The organism is Candidatus Vicinibacter affinis (assembly GCA_016714365.1).
Taxonomy (GTDB): domain Bacteria; phylum Bacteroidota; class Bacteroidia; order Chitinophagales; family Saprospiraceae; genus Vicinibacter; species Vicinibacter affinis.
In genome coordinates, this window is the sequence record JADJNH010000006.1 from 224,839 (window position 1) to 243,291 (window position 18,453).

General features: G+C 36.3%; 16 protein-coding genes. 11 read left to right on the top strand and 5 right to left on the bottom strand.

All coding sequences use genetic code 11. The features are described from left to right. Window positions 1–41 precede the first annotated feature (41 nt). Both IPJ53_14110 and IPJ53_14115 read right to left on the bottom strand, forming a co-directional pair. Window positions 42–359 carry a hypothetical protein gene (locus tag IPJ53_14110; protein ID MBK7800232.1) on the bottom strand — a complete coding sequence of 106 codons (318 nt, stop codon included), beginning with the start codon at window positions 357–359 and terminating at the stop codon, window positions 42–44. Window positions 360–574: 215 nt separating this feature from the next. Then, a complete protein-coding gene (locus IPJ53_14115; GenBank protein MBK7800233.1) occupies window positions 575–1,135 on the bottom strand; it encodes a helix-turn-helix transcriptional regulator in 561 nt (186 codons plus the stop codon). A gap of 489 nt (window positions 1,136–1,624) precedes the next feature. Here IPJ53_14115 and IPJ53_14120 point away from each other — a divergent pair, with 489 nt between their 5' ends. The 11 genes from IPJ53_14120 (at window position 1,625) to IPJ53_14170 (ending at window position 13,828) form a co-directional block, all read left to right on the top strand. Then, the gene (locus tag IPJ53_14120; GenBank protein ID MBK7800234.1) at window positions 1,625–2,398 is read left to right on the top strand and encodes a YceI family protein; all 774 of its coding nucleotides are present in this window, start codon (window positions 1,625–1,627) and stop codon (window positions 2,396–2,398) included. A gap of 20 nt (window positions 2,399–2,418) precedes the next feature. Next, complete coding sequence (locus tag IPJ53_14125; GenBank protein ID MBK7800235.1) at window positions 2,419–2,802, top strand: hypothetical protein; 384 nt, start codon at window positions 2,419–2,421, stop codon at window positions 2,800–2,802. 17 nt (window positions 2,803–2,819) lie between these two features. Next, window positions 2,820–3,794, top strand: a complete 975-nt coding sequence (locus IPJ53_14130; protein MBK7800236.1) for a hypothetical protein — start codon at window positions 2,820–2,822, stop codon at window positions 3,792–3,794. 123 nt (window positions 3,795–3,917) lie between these two features. Next, window positions 3,918–4,433, top strand: a complete 516-nt coding sequence (locus IPJ53_14135) for a hypothetical protein (protein MBK7800237.1) — start codon at window positions 3,918–3,920, stop codon at window positions 4,431–4,433. A gap of 94 nt (window positions 4,434–4,527) precedes the next feature. Continuing rightward, entirely contained in the window at window positions 4,528–6,801 is a 2,274-nt protein-coding gene (locus IPJ53_14140; protein ID MBK7800238.1) for an MMPL family transporter, read from the top strand. 97 nt (window positions 6,802–6,898) lie between these two features. Continuing rightward, complete coding sequence (locus tag IPJ53_14145; GenBank protein ID MBK7800239.1) at window positions 6,899–7,363, top strand: cytochrome c; 465 nt, start codon at window positions 6,899–6,901, stop codon at window positions 7,361–7,363. A gap of 195 nt (window positions 7,364–7,558) precedes the next feature. After that, window positions 7,559–7,771 (top strand): hypothetical protein, encoded by a 213-nt coding sequence (locus tag IPJ53_14150; protein ID MBK7800240.1) that lies wholly within the window; start codon window positions 7,559–7,561, stop codon window positions 7,769–7,771. A gap of 22 nt (window positions 7,772–7,793) precedes the next feature. Continuing rightward, complete coding sequence (locus tag IPJ53_14155) at window positions 7,794–8,735, top strand: 4Fe-4S dicluster domain-containing protein (GenBank protein MBK7800241.1); 942 nt, start codon at window positions 7,794–7,796, stop codon at window positions 8,733–8,735. Window positions 8,736–8,745: 10 nt separating this feature from the next. Next, a complete protein-coding gene (nrfD, locus tag IPJ53_14160) occupies window positions 8,746–10,068 on the top strand; it encodes a polysulfide reductase NrfD (GenBank protein ID MBK7800242.1) in 1,323 nt (440 codons plus the stop codon). Then, window positions 10,022–10,954 (top strand): hypothetical protein, encoded by a 933-nt coding sequence (locus IPJ53_14165; GenBank protein MBK7800243.1) that lies wholly within the window; start codon window positions 10,022–10,024, stop codon window positions 10,952–10,954. Before nrfD ends, IPJ53_14165 begins: the two co-directional genes overlap by 47 nt. A 549-nt stretch (window positions 10,955–11,503) precedes the next feature. Further along, the gene (locus tag IPJ53_14170) at window positions 11,504–13,828 is read left to right on the top strand and encodes a CotH kinase family protein (protein ID MBK7800244.1); all 2,325 of its coding nucleotides are present in this window, start codon (window positions 11,504–11,506) and stop codon (window positions 13,826–13,828) included. A 135-nt stretch (window positions 13,829–13,963) separates the two neighbouring features. Here IPJ53_14170 and IPJ53_14175 read toward each other — a convergent pair whose 3' ends face one another. From IPJ53_14175 to IPJ53_14185, 3 genes are all read right to left on the bottom strand, one after another. After that, complete coding sequence (locus IPJ53_14175; protein MBK7800245.1) at window positions 13,964–14,359, bottom strand: SRPBCC domain-containing protein; 396 nt, start codon at window positions 14,357–14,359, stop codon at window positions 13,964–13,966. Window positions 14,360–14,471: 112 nt separating this feature from the next. Next, on the bottom strand, window positions 14,472–16,592 hold the full coding sequence (locus IPJ53_14180) for a T9SS type A sorting domain-containing protein (protein ID MBK7800246.1): 2,121 nt from the start codon (window positions 16,590–16,592) through the stop codon (window positions 14,472–14,474). Between the two features lie 150 nt (window positions 16,593–16,742). Continuing rightward, window positions 16,743–18,221 carry a hypothetical protein gene (locus IPJ53_14185; GenBank protein MBK7800247.1) on the bottom strand — a complete coding sequence of 493 codons (1,479 nt, stop codon included), beginning with the start codon at window positions 18,219–18,221 and terminating at the stop codon, window positions 16,743–16,745. Between the last annotated feature and the right edge of the window lie 232 nt (window positions 18,222–18,453).

The window sequence follows — 18,453 nt, forward strand, 5'->3', positions numbered from 1 at the left end:
TTAATTTTTAACTAAACAATATTCACTGATGAAATATCAACTTACAATAAAATAATTAAAAGTATAATGATGACAATCAATGAACCAATGGACAAATACAAACCTCCACTTGGCCTTAATTGATGCTTCATTGCTTTCAACTCGTTCTTCAGATCTGACTTTTCCTGAGCACTGAGTGTGGACCTGTCAATGGCCCTGATTTCATTTAATCTTTTCACAAAAGCATCTTTGTCTGAAACTCCTGCTGTTCTATTGTGATTAACAAGTACAATTTTTTCAGTATTGTTGGCTTGTGCAAGATTCGGAAATACAGCGGAAACGGTCAATGATAAAAATAAAATAAACACATAATTTTTCATATTCAATTAATTTATTTGGAAAAAATTTCCATGGGATAAAGATCCCACATTATCTCATATAGAAATTACACAATTCCATATTGTTGTTATATTAATCACATATTAAATAAATAAATATACGAATAGACGCAAGTTGCTTTCCCCGGTTTTATTACTCCCGAATATTGAGATCATACAAAAAAGAAAATTTTATACAGCAGTCGCTCAGTGTAGAGTTATATGTTTTCAAGAAAACTCTTACGCTGCTTTCCAATCTTCTTAAAAAATGAAGGGGAAAGTCCGGTAACTTTCTTGAACTGATTGGATAAATGAGCCACACTGCTGTAATGCAGCTTATAGGAGATTTCTGTCAAATTCAATTCATTATACAACAGAAGTTCCTTTACCCGCTCAATTTTATGGATAATAATAAATTGTTGTATGGTAGTACCCTTTACTTCTGAAAATAAATTTGATAAATAAGTGTAGTCATAGTTCAACTTCTTACTGATGTATTCAGAATAAGTTTCTCTGGGTATTTCATCCGAATAGTGAATCATCTCAATTATTACATTCTTGATTCTTTCGATTAAAATAGTTTTCTTATCGTCTAATAGCTCAAGGCCTGACCTCATCAAGTTGATTTTGAGTTGCTGACGCTGCCATTCAGTGATTTCTTCCATTATTTCCACTGTTCCCAATTCAAGATTAATATACTTTAAGTTCAGTCTCACCAACTCCTCCTTCACAAACATCTTGCACCGCAAACTGACCATGGACCTGATGTATAAAATCATATATTATAGAGTAGATAAACCTATTTGAACAAAAATAATCAAAACTATCCAAAAAACCTAATTATTCTATAACTTTACCTGTGTGAACCCCTTATCAGCTTATAAGCTTTGCTATTTATAATTATCAAAGCAGGTAAGACCTTATACAAAGTTTATTATATATGTGACTAAAATTGACCATCCTAAGATGCAACCTGATTGTCAATCATACAATAAGCACACATTTCTTAAATATTATAACCACTTCAAAATTTAAATCCTGAGTAAATTCATGTAAACAAAATTTTCAACCATCCGACTAGAATACCCATCCATCAACTATTTAATTACAATAGCGACATAAATTTTGACTTAGAATGTTAACCCAAATTATATTTCATGAAATTGACAAGACTCATCCGAATGCATGACGAAGGTCCTTTATTCCCTGATTTGGGCCATTTACCTTAGAGCTTTATTATTTGTTAAACCATTTTTAAACTTTAGAATATGAAATCCAAGTTAATCTATTTTCTCGCGTTTTTATCTATAGGCGCTTTTTATTGGGCTTGTACCCACGATGACGATGTGAATGCTCCGACCGGACCAAAAATAACAAGGGATTCCCTCATATTTTTGCCAGGCTTGACAGCTGGAAATGCCAACGAATGGAAGTTTGACAAGACGCATTCAAGTGTGTTGTGGCAGACTAAGTATGTAGGTGCTGCAGGACTTTTAACTGGTCGTTTTAACCAATTTGGTATACATGAAGTGACGGATGTGAAAGCTGTAAAATATGCAGTAACCACACAACCCCTTCCAGATACCTCTTGGGCTTTCTATGAAAACCAACCGTTAAAAACCTACTTTAATGGCTATGTGCAAATCAACACTTCCAACACAGGGGAGCCTGGTCGTGATGCAGGCTGTAATGTTGCCGGAATGGGAACTGTAGCAATCGAAGCAGGTACCCAGAATCTTAGCTATCCTAATTTAGCTAAAATCAAGACTAAAGAGGTGAAGTTTGACCCGGCAAGTAATGGTTATCTAGTAACTATAGATCTTACCTATCAGGGAAAATTAGCTGCACCACTTACCAAAACCATTACTGGTAAAATGAGTTATGTTCCAAAACAAAGGGTTCAATTTGGCACCGCCGCAGCTTATGATGTATTTGGCTTGCAATTAAGCTTCCAGTTTAACTGCCGGGATTTTGGTATCGTTAGCACTAGTGTTTCCGATGTTATAGAAATTCAGTGCAATGCCAATTTTAACAATAAATAGTTTACCCAAAATTAAGTGTTATGAAACGATTAATTTATAATCTGATATGGGTTCTGTTTCTTGGGCTTTTTCTGAATTCATGTTACAAAGATGTTATAAGTCCTGAAACAGATCCGGATGGTCCACCACAAGCGGTAAGTTTCAAAGAGGAGATTGCTCCTTTGGTTAAAACAAAATGTGGCTCGGACAAAGGTTGCCACGTTCCTGGTGACCATAAACCTTACTTGGATGATTTAAGCCTGTCTTACAGAAATCTTGTGAATGGAGGTTTTGTAAACACGCTGATTCCGAAAGAAAGTACCATCTATATTCAAATCAACGGATCTATGGCTGAATACATTCCTTCAAAAGCAGACAGACAAAAGATCTACGACTGGATCAGAAACGGAGCACCTAATAATTAATTTCAAAAACAAAAGAAATGAAAGCTAATTCAATAATAAAATTCAACTTGAGCTTCATCCTCTTTATGTTACTTGCTTGCACTGTTTGCTCAGTCGGTTTAGCGCAAGATGCAGAAGAGACTATGGACAAGCCGGCTAGAAAGGCCGTCAAAAATACTTTTGAAAGTGTTTGGCTCATTGACAATCAATCTGTGATGGTTCCAATAAAGGGTACTTTTGAATTTGACATCCAACACAGATTCGGTACAGTAAAAAATGGATTCGAAGATTTATACGGACTCTTTGCTCCTTCCAATATTAGATTAGGCGTGAGCTATGTTCCGGTAGATAATCTAAATCTTGGAATCGGTTTAACCAAATCAAACATGATTCTGGATGGAAGTGCAAAGTATGCCATTCTTAAACAAACACAAGACAGTTGGGCCATGCCGGTAAGTCTTACCTACTTTGGAAATTTGTCCTATGACTTGAGAGAAGATGAAGATGGAACCTTGTATAAAAATGAGACAGACAGACTTCGATTCTTCAATCAATTGATCATCGCACGCAAAATCACAGATAGGTTTTCTGTGCAGGTAGCACCGAGCATTTCATGGCAGAATTTTGTGTACGGATTTTACAAAGTAACGGGAACAGACAGCTCCGGTTATGAAATTAAGGAGGTGGCAAATGAAATGAAACACGAACACATTGCCATCGCAGTTGGTGGTCGTTATAAAATAACGGAGAGTATGTCACTCATCGCGAATTACGACCAACCCATCACCAAACATACCGCCAACAATCCAAATCCCAATATTTCCTTTGGATTTGAATTTGGTACAAGTGGACACGCTTTTCAGATTTTTGCAGGAAACTATTATTACCTGAATCATCAGAGAAACAATATATTCAATACAAACAGTCCACTAGAGTATAAAAATGTCAACAACAGCACTGTTAAGGGAGGAAATTTTTTGATCGGATTTAACATTACCAGACTCTTCAATTAAACTTCCTGCTCGGTCATAGTCAAGACAAATGATCATATCAAAGCCCCGAAAAATCAAATTTTTCGGGGCTTTTTAAATATTTTAATATCTTTCCGATAGCATTTAGAAAATACTAAAATTGACATGAACCTTTTTAATCACATACTCCTAAAAATAATTATACCCTCCATAATTTTTTCTACAATTCTGGGGTGCACTACAAATAAAAAACAGGAAACTAATCAACTTTCTCCTTCAAACCAAATTACCGAAAACAAGCTTAAACCTCCAAGCAGCAATCAGGACACCGAATTCATCAAACCGCCATCAGTAGTTTTTTACAAACCAGACAGCCTTCAGCTTATAAACATCAAATCACAGACGGAGCACTGGATTTACGAAGGAAGTATGCATGAATATGAATTCCAAATACGTAATGCTAAAATAACCCTCAATAAAGATTACCCTGAATTGAATGTTATTCCCGAAACAAGCAAACGATACCTTACTTTTATCTTTGAAAATAATGATAGGAAAACCATCGATTTAAATACTTTTAATGACCCATACGGATTATTTTTATTCAATGGGGAAAAATCACCTGAGTTGGCTGACATGATGAATGCCAATCAGGCAATTTATTTTCATTTTAAGCAATAAATAATCTTTTAGTTTATCCATCACTAAAATCAATTAAACTCAATATTATTTCAACTTAAATCCATTTTAAGGCCTTTTAATACCAGAATGTCTAATGCTTAAAATTCTATTCAATACAAGGCTTAATTTAATAATTATCGCTTTAGTTACAGGTTTTAGCATCCTAACACTTCCCAAATTATTGTTTGATTTTCAGATCGATAATTTTTTTCCTAAAAATGACCAGGAAGTCAAGTATTACTATGACTTTCAGTCGAAATTTAATTCAAGATTTGATGAAGAAGCTGTGATTATAGGGATTAAAAATAATTTGGGGATTTTTGATCAGAATTTTCTTCGTAAAACAGATAGCCTAACCATCGCATTGACCAACATGCCTGATGTTGTAAAGGTTTATAGTTTAAATAATACAAGCCGTATTTACTTTAAAGAAAATGAAGCTTACTTTGAACCACTTATTCATATTGATCAATCTTCAAAATATACAGAGGACTCCATTAAATTGTTCAATTCTCCTGAATATCGAAACCTCTTTATTGGAAAAAACGGTTCCGTTATTGCTTTAAACATTATCATCAATGACTATCTCCCTAAATCAAAGCAATATGAATTAATTGCAAAAATAGAAAAATTGGTAAATAGATTTGATTTCAATGAATCCCATACCATTTCAAAATTAAAAATTGAGGCCAGCTACCTGGAAGAAATAAAATTCAACCTGATCCGTCAAATCATCATCTCGGTTTTACTCGCAGCTCTCCTTCTTTACATTTTATACAATTCCTTTGCAGACACATTAATTCCATTTCTCATTATTGGCATTTCCAATATTTGGCTTTTTGGAATAATTTCAGTATTCAACCAACCGATAGACACGCTGATGAGTCTCTTGCCTCCTCTTCTGGCTACCATCACCTTATCAAACATTGTTCACTTTAACGCAAAATTTAGAGAATTCATTCAGATTTCTGCTTCTAAAAAAGAAGCAATAATTAAAACTATCCAGGAGATAGGATTTGCAGCCTTTCTGACATCTGCTACGAGCGCCTTGGGATTTTTAACTTTGGCTATTTCTCCAATTGATCCCGTAAGATATTTTGGACTGTATGCGGCTTTGGGAATTTGCATTTCATACATCATAACCTTTTCTGGGTTGGTACAATATTACAATAGCTCATATTATACCTTTAAGCTATTAAGCGTTAAGCCAACAGCCTTCAAACCCAAATTTTTAAATGCCACTTTTAATTACCTTTTAAATTTTAAACAACCCATTCTCCTTATCTATTTAATTACCATTGGAATTGGGCTTTACTATACAAGCCGAATAGAAGTCAATGGCAGTCTGATTGATGAGATTCCAAAAACCCATCCCATATTTGCAGACAAAGCTTTTATGGAAAATGAATTTGCAGGAACACGGAGTTTTGAAATGGCTCTCGAAAATAGTAATGCAGAGAGAACTTTTAACGACCTGGAGATTCTGAAGAAAATTTTACAATTTGAAAACTTCTTGAAGGACAGTTGCAACATTGAATTAATCATCTCACCCTTGGCCATGTACATGGCTGCAAATAAAGCTTTTGCCGGCGGCAACTCAATTGACTTTACCCTCCCGGACAATCAGTCAGAATTAAATAAAATTATATCCGGAATCCAGCAAACACAATATGGGGAAGACTTAAATAGATACCTCACCTCTGATGCAAAAAATTTAAGAATCAGTGGTCGCTTAATCAATCTTACGATAAAGGAATTTAAAAAAGTTGAAACGAAGATTGAGAAATATTATCATGCAAATCAACTTAATAATTTTTTCAATTATAAACTTACGGGTTCATCTCTACTATTAGACAGGGTCCCTATGTATCTGGCTAAAAACATTATCCCGGGCTTGTTCATTGCCTTTTTTATTCTTGGGGTAATAGTATTCATTTTAATTAGGCAGTGGATCATTATTCCAGTGGCCATAATCGCCAATTTAATTCCATTGATTATTGTGTCAGGAGTAATGGGACTGTACGGTATCTACTTGAAAACTGATACTGCCATTATCTTTTCCATTTCACTGGGTATGTCCGTTGACAATGCTATCCATTTTATCAATAGCTTTCACAATGAAATGAAAATTTCAACCAACATCAAGTTGTCACTGAATAGGGCTTTTAGTCGGGTAGTCTCCCCAATGGTCATCAACACATTGGTAATTTCTATCGGATTACTAGGTCTAATGAGCTCGGGTATTGAAAGTATCTTTTATACAGGATTATTGATAACCTTGGTCTTGATTTGTGGACTTATAAGTAATTTGAGCCTTCTACCAATCCTTATTTCAATCCTTGTTAAAGAAAAAGGGCAAAATAAGTAGGTTGCTATGAAAATCATCGGAACGAATGACCGCAATCATTTGTTGAAACAAATTGTGTGACTACATTGCACTATGTTTCTTGTAATTTCAACCGAAGATGCTTGAATTCAGAGGTGTATGTGTGTTAATTAATTTTATTTTATCACTTAAATCAGAAATCGTGAGAAATTTAGTTTTTGCTTTCGCTTTTATCTTTGCTGCGTTGATTTTTTCAACAGGTTCAGTTTCAGCCCAAAAGCCTTGGGATGTACCTGCAAAATCTGCCTCTATGGCCAATCCGGTTAAATCGAGCCCTGCTTCTATTGCTGCCGGAAAATCTCTTTGGGTCAAGCATTGCCAATCTTGTCATGGAAAGACAGGAAAAGGTGATGGTTCAAAGGCCGCCCAACTTAAAACAGAGCCTGGTGATTTCACAATCGCCAAGTTTCACGGTCAGTCTGACGGGGCAATTTATTACAAAACAGTTACAGGCCGTGATGACATGCCTTCTTTCAAGAAAAAAATACCTGATCAGGATGACATATGGAATTTGGTCAATTTCGTAAGGTCACTGAAAAAATAAGTATTAAAAACTTCCAGTTGAATCAATAGATTCAACTGGAAGTTCTATTATCCTGAGCCTGACCTTACTTTTAGGTTCCTCCCGGTTCTAGGATTCATAAGTTAATTTATTGTTGAATAGTTATTACAGTTCGCTTATTTACATGGGCGAGTGCAGTATTTGTATTTTAAATTCTGAACCATTATGTCAAAAAATATGATCACAAGAAAAAGTTTTATCCTCTGGGGATCCTCAATAGTTGCATTTGCTTCATTGTTCAGAACAAAACTATTTGATAGGAACGAGACTCCCGGCACTTCAAAATATTTGACCCAGGATGGCAGATTGGTCGAAGTGGAAAATAAACATGTTAAAAAAAGTGGAATTAAAATGCTGACTACAGATTTACTCCACTGGATTAAAAAATAACTGAATCCTAAACAAATTCGAAATGAAGGACGAAAAAGATAATTCCAGACGAGATTTTATCGGACAAGGACTGCTTACCGTTTTAGCACTCTCTGCCTGCGGTGAAAAACCAAATCCATTTCAACCCGGTGACGATGTAAAACCATCTGGAGAGAAGGTAAAGTTACTCTCCGTAACAGGGGAAATAATCGAAGTGGACAAAGCATATTTGAAGCCTGTCCCAGATCTTCCTCAACTGTCAAATGAAGAGGAAAGAGTTGGGATACCGGGAAAGAAATTTGCCATGGTCATTGACCTTTCAAGATGTAAAAATTTAAAAAAGTGTCAGGAAGCTTGCAATCATATGCATCATGTGCATCCCGGACAGAGTTGGATCAAAGTTTATTCCATGCAGGATGCAGAACATACCGCACCTTATTGGCAACCTACTACCTGCATGCATTGTGATGAACCTCCTTGTGTAAAGGTTTGCCCGGTTGACGCTACTTTTAAAAGACAAGATGGCATTGTGCTCATTGACAGCGATCGCTGTGTAGGATGCAGATTTTGTATGGCTGCGTGCCCTTATTCCACAAGGGTCTTTAATTGGGAAGAACCTAAAATGCCACTGGAAATTGCTCAACAACCATATCATTGTGAAACAAGTGTTCCGCAGAAAAAAGGGACTGTTGGGAAATGTGATTTTTGCCCGGATATGGTACGCAAAGGTGAATTACCACATTGTGTCTCTTCTTGTCCAAATGGAGTCTTTTTCTTCGGTGACATTAATGAAGATTCCGTAACCAATGGGGCAGAAACGTTTAAATTTTCTGAACTCATCAAAGACAAAGCTGGCTATCGCCTTATGGAAGATTTGGGAACTAAACCAAGTGTATACTACCTTCCACCCGTAAACAGGAACTTCCCTTATGAAGTCGGTTTAGAAAATGAACCAACAGGGGAAAAAGAAATGACCAAACATTAAATTCCCACTTATGAACTCGACAACAGTTGCTAAATCAGATAAAATAATCAAAGATCTGCTTCCCAAAAAATTTGGAAATGCCGGAATGATTTGGGTAGCATGCCTCCTTTTGATTTGTGCTTTCGGAGCATACGCATACTTCCTCCAATTAAGAGATGGACTATCAGTCACCGCCATGGGTGATTATGTTTCCTGGGGTATATACATATCCAACTTCGTTTTCTTCGTAGCCATTAGTTTGGTGGGGTCTTTAATCACCGCCATTTTTCGATTGGCAAATATTCATTGGAGTACTCCGATCACAAGAATTGCTGAGATCATTGCAGTTTCTGCAATATTTTTTGCCTCCTTGATCATTATTGTGGACATGGGTAGACCTGAAAGACTTTTGAATTTAATATTCCATCCAAGACTCCAATCACCTATTGTGTGGGATGTCGTGGTGATCGGCACTTATTTCCTTATCAGTCTTTTACTATTATATCTGCCGCTGCTTCCCGATCTTAAAATAATGATCAACAACAAAAACAGTGAACCTGGTTGGCTTAATAAACTTTACCGGTTCCTTGGATCATTTTGGAGGGGTTCTTCAGATCAGAAAAAAATAAATAATCATTCCATCACCATCTTAAGTATTATGATTATCCCGGTGGCATTTTGTATACATACAGTGACCTCCTGGCTATTCGCAACTACTTATAGACCCGGATGGGACAGTACTAATTTTGGGGCTTATTTTGTCTCCGGTGCATTTCTAGTTGGGGCCGGTGGTGTCGTTACCGCTATGTATGTTTTTCGGAGAGTTTATAACTTAGAAAAATACATCACAGACATGCATTTTGAAAAGATGGGAAAAGCAGTTGTTCTGTTGGCATTCCTTTATCTGTATTTCAACATCAATGAATATTTGGTGCCCGCATTTAAAATGAAAAAACCAGAAGAAGCCCATCTAAATGAACTTTTTGCCGGACACTTTGCCCCTATGTTTTGGTTTGCGATTATTATTGGAATGCTTCTTCCGATCGCCATTCTGATCACTAAACAAGGTCGTAAACCGGCTATGGTCTTTGCAGCTGGCGTAATGGTAGTGGTGGGCGCTTGGTTCAAAAGGTACCTGATTGTAACTCCTACCCTACTCCATCCCTTTTTGCCTATGCAGGATGTACCTGAGAAATTTAAATTTTATTTCCCATCCTGGCAAGAATGGGCCATCGCGATGGGATCGCTTGCCGGCGCATTATTGGTCATCACCATATTTGCCAGAATATTTCCAATTATTCCTATTCATGAAACAATTACAGGAGAAGATGAAAACGCTGAACAACTTATATAAATCATACCTGCCACTGATAATCTTCATTGCCTTTGTAAACCCTTCTTGGGGACAAAAGGATACTGCTGAGGTGGTTAAGAAAAAACCTTTTTTGAGTCTGAAATATTTCAACATTCAAAATGAAACGCATTATTTGGTTTTTCAGGGTATGTTAAAAACAAAAAATAACCTGGAACCTTTGTCCAAGAGGAATTTGACGGTCTTCCTAAATGATGAAACCGAAGCATCAAATAAAATTGGAAATTTTGTGACTGACTTTGAGGGGAAGGCTAATATTCAAATTCCAATAACATTTGCAGAAGCATGGAAGGCATCCAATCAGCAAAAATTTATTGCCATTCTTGATTCAATTGATGAACTCGGTGTCTTACAAACAGAAGCCGAGATTACTAAATCAAAACTCTTACTAGATACTGTCATGGAGGATGAAGTTCGAAAAATTAAAGTAACCTGCCTCGAACTTTCGGATTCTACCTGGACGCCGGTCTCTGATGTCGAAATTCGTGTAGGAGTAAAAAGATTGTCTTCAATTTTACCTGTTGGAGAAGAAGCTACTGTCACCACAGATTCCTCAGGCACAGCCCTGGTCGAATTTGCAATTGATTCTATAGCAGGTGATGAGAATGGAATGATTTATCTGGCTGCAAAAATAGAAGAAAATGATTCCTACGGCAATTTGGCATATGAATTAAAAGTGCCTTGGGGCTATGCAGGTTCCTACTCTTCTAATTACGGAAAGAGATCCCTTTGGGCTACCGGAGACAAAGTTCCTATGTGGTTATTAACTTTGGCATTCGGCATCATTTTCTCCGTATGGGGTACTTTGATTTATTTGATCATTCAACTCTTTAAAGTTCGGAAGATGGGGTTAAAATCCTCTAGTTAGCATTCTACCCTATTCCATTGCTACAGTAATCGCATTTAACCCGATTTGCCAAGGCTTTGATAAAAGGTATCAAAAAAAAATCAAACAGTTCTAAGGCTATATTATTTTGCAGTTAATCATGGAAATGAATATTCTTGCTTAAAAATTCAACCTCGTCTGTGTTGCAATGATCAATCAACTATATATTTAATCGGCCTCATGGCATTAACTCACATTTAATTTAAATTTGGTGGTCGCAATAAAAATTTCACACTAAATTATCCTTCTCAAATATTTGATACACAACCCTCTTGGACTTGAATCCAGATGGAGTTTGAAAAAAAATGGAATTACCCCTATTGTACAAATAAAATAGTCCAATTTTCACTTCGTTCTTTTGGACTATTTTTTTGTATCCATCAGTATCCATTGTAGTTTTCAAAATTGGATTAGACCAATTTTGAAATAAAATGGGTTGTATTGAGTACAAAGCGGATATATCCTTGCTTTAGACTCAAGACCTGAAAGATTAATATCTTTACGGTTACAAATATTTACAATAAACCAGGTATGACTTTGAAACAATTCGGAATTACTCCAGCATTGAAGTTGGCTTTTGCCCTAAATGTTATTTTCCCATTTACCTTCCTGTTTGCGCAAAATGAAAATTTCTATGACATAAAAAAGGTTCAGGAGATTAAAATATATTTTGATTATGAAAATTGGGATTATCGTCTGGATACAGCCAAAGCCGGTAAAGAAGAATATATTTTAGCAAAATATTGTCTCATAAATGGTGTCAAATTTGACAGTGTAGGCGTAAAGTATAAAGGGAACAGCTCGTATAGAAATACGAATGTAAAGAACCCTTTGCACATTAAGTTAGACTGGATACTTGATAATCAGGACTATCAAAAATACTCCAGCATCAAATTGGGGAATAATTTTTCAGATCCTTCTGCAGTTCGGGAGGCCTTGTCATACAGCATTCTTTCCAATTACATGGATTGTTCCGAAGCAAACTTTTCAACCGTGTACATCAATGACAAATACATTGGCTTTTATACCAATGTGGAAGCAGTTAATAAGAAATTCTGCAGTGACCATTTTGGAAACGCTGACCATGTTTTTGTAAAAGGCAATCCTGATCGTCCGGGCACAAATTCAACCAGCAATCTGGTTTTCAATTCTTATGACAGTACTAAGTATTATACATATTATGGTATGGAGAATGGCTTTGGTTGGGCCAAACTAATTGCCTTAATGGATACACTTAAAAATAATGCTTCAGCCCTTCCCAAAATTTTGGATATAGACCGAGCTATATGGATGCATGCATTCAATAGCGTATTTTCTAATTATGACAGTTACACAGGTGCTTTTTCTCAAAATTACTATCTCTATGAAGACAACCATGGCCGCTTTCTACCAATTATCTGGGATCTCAATATGAGTATTGGCGGATTCCCCGGCGGAATAGGTGGAGGTGGTGGCACAACCACTGACAAGATTCCCTTCTTCAATGGAGAATCCAATGCGGCAAGACCACTTATACAGAAAATTTTACAAACTCCACTGTACAAAAGAATGTACACCGCACATGTTCGTACACTTTGCAATGAGTTTGTCGCCAATAAAGAATTTGAAACCATTGCAAAAAATCTCCAGACCATAGTAGATTCCTTTGTTAAAACAGATCCAAACAGCCTTACCACTTATGCTGCATTTCAAAACTCTCTGACAGCTGCGATTTCTTCAGGCGGTGGGCCAGGCGGCGCTGTACCCGGTATTTCAACTTTGATGAATGCGCGCCTTGCTTATTTTAAAACGGTCGCAGAATTCAATGCTATTCCACCTTCCATTACCAACATCCAATGGAATAATCCTTCACCAAAAGTGAATGATACTGTCTGGGTAAATGTTTCCATAAAATCCGGATCCGAAGTTTTTATTGGATTTAGAAAAAATAAATCGCTTCCCTTCCTACAGCAAAAATTATATGACGATGGGTTCCACCAGGATGGAATCGCAAATGACGGCGTTTTTGGAAATTACATCATTGCAGATTCCAAAAAAACGCAATACTATGTCTATGCTGAAAATTCCTCAGCCGGAATATTCTCACCTGAAAGAGCAGAATTTGAATACCACGTGTTAGAAGCAACAGAACCATTTACTTTCATACAAAAAGGAGAAGTGGTGGTCAATGAATTAATGAGCAGCAATCAAAGTTACATTGTGGATGTAAGTGACGACAAATATGAAGATTGGGCTGAATTATACAACACCACTAACCAAGACATAGATTTGGGTGGACTTTATTTTTCAGATGACTTTGCCAAAAAAGATAAATGGGATTTTCCAAAAGGCACCATCATCCCAGCCAAAGGGAGATTGGTATTATGGCTTGATGAAGACAGTTCAGAACCTACCGGCTTGCATGCTAATTTCAAATTATCTGCAAGTGGCGAAGAATTAATCCTTTCCAGACCTGATGGGATAATCATTGACAGTTTAAGTTTTGGCACCATCCCTACAGATAATTCACTGGAAAGATGCCCTGATGGCATCGGGGCCTTTGCCATAACCAGCAAACCAACTTACAATAAGGTGAATTGCATTATTTCGAGCAACAAAGACCAACAGACAAACGCTCATATTACAATTTATCCGAACCCAATTCTTGATTATTTCAAGGTGCAATTTGATCAATTTGCTTCAGGATCAATCATCATTCAGGATATACATGGAAACATAAGACACCAGGAGGTTTTTAATAAAATGAATCAACTGCACGTCCAACTGGATGAGATGCCTCCGGGAATGTATCTGGTCAATTTAAACCTTGATCAGAATCAAAAATTTGTAAAGAAAATCATTGTATTGAATCCATAGCAATTTAAAATCCTTAGATCACATAATAACCTGAATGCATTTATCCCAAAATCTCCTTTGATATGATCAAAGGAGATTTTGGATTTATAATTTATAGAGACTAAATTAATTGTTGGGTAGCGTTTAAAAAAGCCTTCACTTTTTTAGCGAGCTAAAATAAATTTCCATGGGGTTAAAATAATAATCTTGCCAACCCTTTACATATTGGGTGTCACTTTCAGGAAGATCTTTATGAATTAACTTCAAAGCAGTTTGTCCATTTTCAATTGGTTCCAGTTGAATTTCAAGCAAACTATCCGGCTGGCCTTCCTCAAAATCATCTGTCCTCCAATTTTGAACAATTTTCATTCCTTCAACAAGTTCCAAATTATGCCCGCTTATATAGCCATCCCAGGCCGTAAAATTTCCTCCGATCCGATCGGAAACTTCTGCTTCAGCTCCAGTCATCTTGCTGTGCTCGTCAGAACTCAGAAACGCCCGGTAAACTTCTTCCGGCGTTGCACTAAATACATGTACTAATTCGAATTCCATTCTTACTTATTTTATATTCAATTCTAATTAATCACCACTTGAAGGATATATCCATCCAATGAATAATCAGTTTGAAGCAATTTGGTGGATGGATTAAACTATAAAATTTGAATTAAAGTTTGATAATTTTTTTCTTGAAGACTTTGTCATTTAGCTTAATGACAAGAATATACATTCCAGCTTTAAGTTCAGTTACATTCAAGTCAAAGCTTAATACATCTCCAGACCAGGAGCCATCTTTTGTTTGATAAACAATTTTTCCCTGAAGGTCATAGATTTGAATGAGCGGCAATTCATTTGAATGCCCACTCCCCGGGTTCAATTCTATGTGAATCTGATCCCAAAATGGATTAGGACTCACTATAAATTTATCATCCTCACTTGAATTTTTAGTTCCCGTACTTGTCTTGGATTCATCAATGCAATTCGGACAGAAAAAACTACTGTCTTCCAGACACAGAAATGCAGTGTACAAACCCAAGACCCTGGAATCAATACTCAAACTTATGGCATCACTTATTCTAGCCTGATTTTTACTTCCTGCTAACTCGTAATACTTGATTTGGTAATCCGCCCAAATTTGTTCTACTGTACCATCCCTCGGTGTTAGAGCTGATGAATCTATTACTAAAAATTTGTTGTAAACTTTTCCCTCCGCTTCTCCGGTAACATCAAGTGTAAAAGGCAATTCCCCTTTAAACTTACCAAATTGAATCATAAATTCATTTAATCCCAACTTATCATATTGCACAGGATGGTATCTGGAATATGTATAACCATTTTGAGGTTTAGGATATATTTGCGGGTTTGTCAGAACCGGAACTGAATTCACCACAGCAGTTCCAATCATATTATTGAGTGACTGTTGCCCTCCCAAAAAAACATTGCTGCTTCCCTTGCTAATCCTTGCTAAGTTCGTAAGTAAATACTGGTTGTTGCAAAAATATTGTGTCCCATAATTACTGCAATTTACGTTGACAGAACTCACATCTGCTATGTGAAATGGCATTCTCTCAAGCCCAGCTGATTTTAAAGCTTCAATAAGCAAGTTTGCAGAATTAAAATTATGAAATCCTGATCCCGATGTCACTAAGAGAACCCTTCCATTGGAGCTTGAATTTATAATCCAATTCAGAGATTCATTCATCAACAATGCGGAAGAAGAAATGGAAGAAATCTGATTTGAAATGCTGGTAAATACTTCCTCAATTTTATCATCGGAGGATTTCATCCATTGTGTTGAATAAAGTTGATATTGAAATCCTTTTGTAAAACTTACGTTAAATGCATCATTTTCGCCTAACTCCTTTTTAAGATTTGAAATTAGATTACTGAAAACAGGAGCCTTTCCTACCACGTTTGACATGTCTAGATCAAGGCATATCAAAAGACTCTGTGTAGGTTTTGAATCCAAAAAAGAATTTGGCTGGATAGCCAATTGATAATATTTTTCTCCATTTCTTTCAAATACTGAAAAAATAATAGGCGAAGGATTAAAAACCTGAACCTCAAAATCCATGTCCTCTATATAATCTTTGTACAAACACACTCCGTTGTAATAGATATTACCCGAAGGTTCGTACTTCTTAAATAAACTAATGGCTTCGCCTTTGGAATTAACAAGGACCGGAGATACAAAATTGGTTTCCTGAAAATACACCACCTTCAAAAAATCAACTTTTACTGACCCAACATTTAAATAATTACTGATCAACTTTGTGGAGAATTTATCAATGCTTATTGAAGATGGAATTAGATAGGTAATTTTTATCTTCCTTGATCCGGTACCACTCATGGGAAATATTTTTAACAAATATTGAGTAGCGGATTCCTTGAAAAGCAAGGATGGGTCCCTTCTGCGTTTGACAATATTTTCATATATGCCTGAAGCAGTCCACTTATCATAAAGTTTGCCTTTACTTATTGTATTTTCATCAAGCCACAACCAAGTATCTGTTCCAATGGCTCCAGCCGGTAAATCAAACCGATAACTGATTTCCAACGAATCAGTTGCTTTAAACCCCTGCCCCCTGGCAGAAATGGTCAAATACATGCTCTGTTCTGTATAAAGTCCTTTAGACTTTACGACCAGAAAAGCACTGTCAATGCTTCCAGAGCGTACATAATTAGCAAACCTGACATCTGCAACTGTTAATTGATTGTACGCTTTAAGACTCAACAGGAATCCAATGGAAAGCATGAATACTAAAGCAAAACTTCTAGATGATATCATAAGATGATTTTATTTATTAAACGATGCACACTAAGGAATGTGTTCAAGATATTGGAAAAAGAATCCCTTCCAATAACCTTCAATCAGCAATTTAATAAAATAAAACCGGATTTTCAATTAAAAATGTCTAAATATCTTTAAAACTTCAACTTACTTAGTTTTAATAAACTTAAGGCATTCTCCAATTCCCCTTATTAAATAGATTCCAGGGGATAAATTTCTGAGTTCTACAATTTGGCCGGACTCAAAAATCAAGATCCTGCAACCTGCGGAATTAAAAAGTTCCAATGTTTGATTCCCGGATTCCGCTTTAACTGTAATTTGATCTTTTGCGGGATTTGGAAAAACAGTCAATTGCCTTTTTGTTTCCTGAGTGCTTTGATCGAAAGTAAATAGGCTGGTTTGAAATTCTACTGCACCAATACTCCGCGCAATCATTGAAAACGGTTTCCCAAAAAAATCATAAAGTGGCTCAATTTGATTTTTACCCATTCCTTTTGCAGGACTGGCTGGCAGCAAATTAAAATTTTGATTTGCAGTATCCACAAACATGGGAGTAGCTGAACCAAAATTCAAAGGATTTTTATCTTTGATCAAATCCAGGGCCGGTGAATCCCAGTAAGGACCATTAAAATTTCCCTGAACCAAACTGTAATAAATATTCTTACTAAATATTGCCGCATCGGCAGATTGATTTCCACCATTCATGTAAGCACTTTGACCAAAAGCAAAAATATTGTTCTCTATTACATTTCCTGAAAGTTGTGGGTACAATACACTCGTAGTTAAAAATCGCATGGTGGCCTGACCACACGAATAAAATGTATTGTTGATAACTCTACAATCTTTTGCTGAGGACAGCGATATGCCTCTGTATCCGCCTATGACAAGGTTTGAATAAAACTGAAGGTTTTTAACTTCAAATTTATCTTCAGGACAATAAAATTGCGGACTCGTATCCCCTCCTAACTCAAATGCGACCCAACTTGCCTGAGAAGCATTGACAAACAAGTTGCGTTCCATAACTATATTGGAGGACCCTCCCTTTATATGTCCACCGGTAAGACAATTTTCCAGTCGGTTACCTTTTATAATGCCATTGCGACAAGTGTTGTAATCCATGGCACCGCATACAGGAAAATCTTTGAAAACATTATTACACACTTCAAAACTGTCTACACCTGCCAACTTAAATGCTACAATTGCAGCCGCATCAGTCGTATTTGAAAAATAACAGCTGTCCACTTGAATAAATTTTGATTGAGTGACACAACTGCCACCGTTGTCTACACTAAACAAACGCCCTTTATTAAGGGTGTTGCCTCTGAAATTTAAATACTGAAATCGCAGATATTCACAACTTACAAATTGCCACCCACCTGAAATATTGATCACATCATTTTTATATCTTGTAATGGTAATCCAACGACCCGGACTTCCCTTTAGATTGGTTACGAGTTGATACCCCGAATAAGATCCTGCATGCAGATAAACGGTATCTCCTTCACGAATTGCTTTTGCATTTACGGCATCCTTTATGTTTGGATATTTTTGGCTGGGACCCAAATGAACTTGCGCAAAACACGCAACATAAATGAACAAAAAACCAAAAGTAAAATATATTTTCATGATACAATTGTAGGTATTAAGTTAAAAAGAATATTAAAACCCGTTGAAAAACATTTCAACTTAACGGCTAACACTTGAACTCATGCCAAAGAATACTCAAATAAAACTAAAATACTTTTGAAGCCAATACTGCCCTGCTGCAAGCCAAGTACGAAGGTAGGTTTTGACAAAATTTGATCCACTAAAAAATTAGGAACAAAAAAAATAACATACAACCCTCCCAAAAGGACGG

Bases quoted from the DNA above. Each gene is read 5' to 3' on its own strand.
- IPJ53_14110 (MBK7800232.1), bottom strand. From the start codon at position 359: ATGAAAAATTATGTGTTTATTTTATTTTTATCATTGACCGTTTCCGCT.
- IPJ53_14115 (MBK7800233.1), bottom strand. From the start codon at position 1,135: ATGATTTTATACATCAGGTCCATGGTCAGTTTGCGGTGCAAGATGTTT.
- IPJ53_14120 (MBK7800234.1), top strand. From the start codon at position 1,625: ATGAAATCCAAGTTAATCTATTTTCTCGCGTTTTTATCTATAGGCGCT.
- IPJ53_14125 (MBK7800235.1), top strand. From the start codon at position 2,419: ATGAAACGATTAATTTATAATCTGATATGGGTTCTGTTTCTTGGGCTT.
- IPJ53_14130 (MBK7800236.1), top strand. From the start codon at position 2,820: ATGAAAGCTAATTCAATAATAAAATTCAACTTGAGCTTCATCCTCTTT.
- IPJ53_14135 (MBK7800237.1), top strand. From the start codon at position 3,918: ATGAACCTTTTTAATCACATACTCCTAAAAATAATTATACCCTCCATA.
- IPJ53_14140 (MBK7800238.1), top strand. From the start codon at position 4,528: ATGCTTAAAATTCTATTCAATACAAGGCTTAATTTAATAATTATCGCT.
- IPJ53_14145 (MBK7800239.1), top strand. From the start codon at position 6,899: ATGCTTGAATTCAGAGGTGTATGTGTGTTAATTAATTTTATTTTATCA.
- IPJ53_14150 (MBK7800240.1), top strand. From the start codon at position 7,559: ATGATCACAAGAAAAAGTTTTATCCTCTGGGGATCCTCAATAGTTGCA.
- IPJ53_14155 (MBK7800241.1), top strand. From the start codon at position 7,794: ATGAAGGACGAAAAAGATAATTCCAGACGAGATTTTATCGGACAAGGA.
- nrfD (MBK7800242.1), top strand. From the start codon at position 8,746: ATGAACTCGACAACAGTTGCTAAATCAGATAAAATAATCAAAGATCTG.
- IPJ53_14165 (MBK7800243.1), top strand. From the start codon at position 10,022: ATGAAACAATTACAGGAGAAGATGAAAACGCTGAACAACTTATATAAA.
- IPJ53_14170 (MBK7800244.1), top strand. From the start codon at position 11,504: ATGACTTTGAAACAATTCGGAATTACTCCAGCATTGAAGTTGGCTTTT.
- IPJ53_14175 (MBK7800245.1), bottom strand. From the start codon at position 14,359: ATGGAATTCGAATTAGTACATGTATTTAGTGCAACGCCGGAAGAAGTT.
- IPJ53_14180 (MBK7800246.1), bottom strand. From the start codon at position 16,592: ATGATATCATCTAGAAGTTTTGCTTTAGTATTCATGCTTTCCATTGGA.
- IPJ53_14185 (MBK7800247.1), bottom strand. From the start codon at position 18,221: ATGAAAATATATTTTACTTTTGGTTTTTTGTTCATTTATGTTGCGTGT.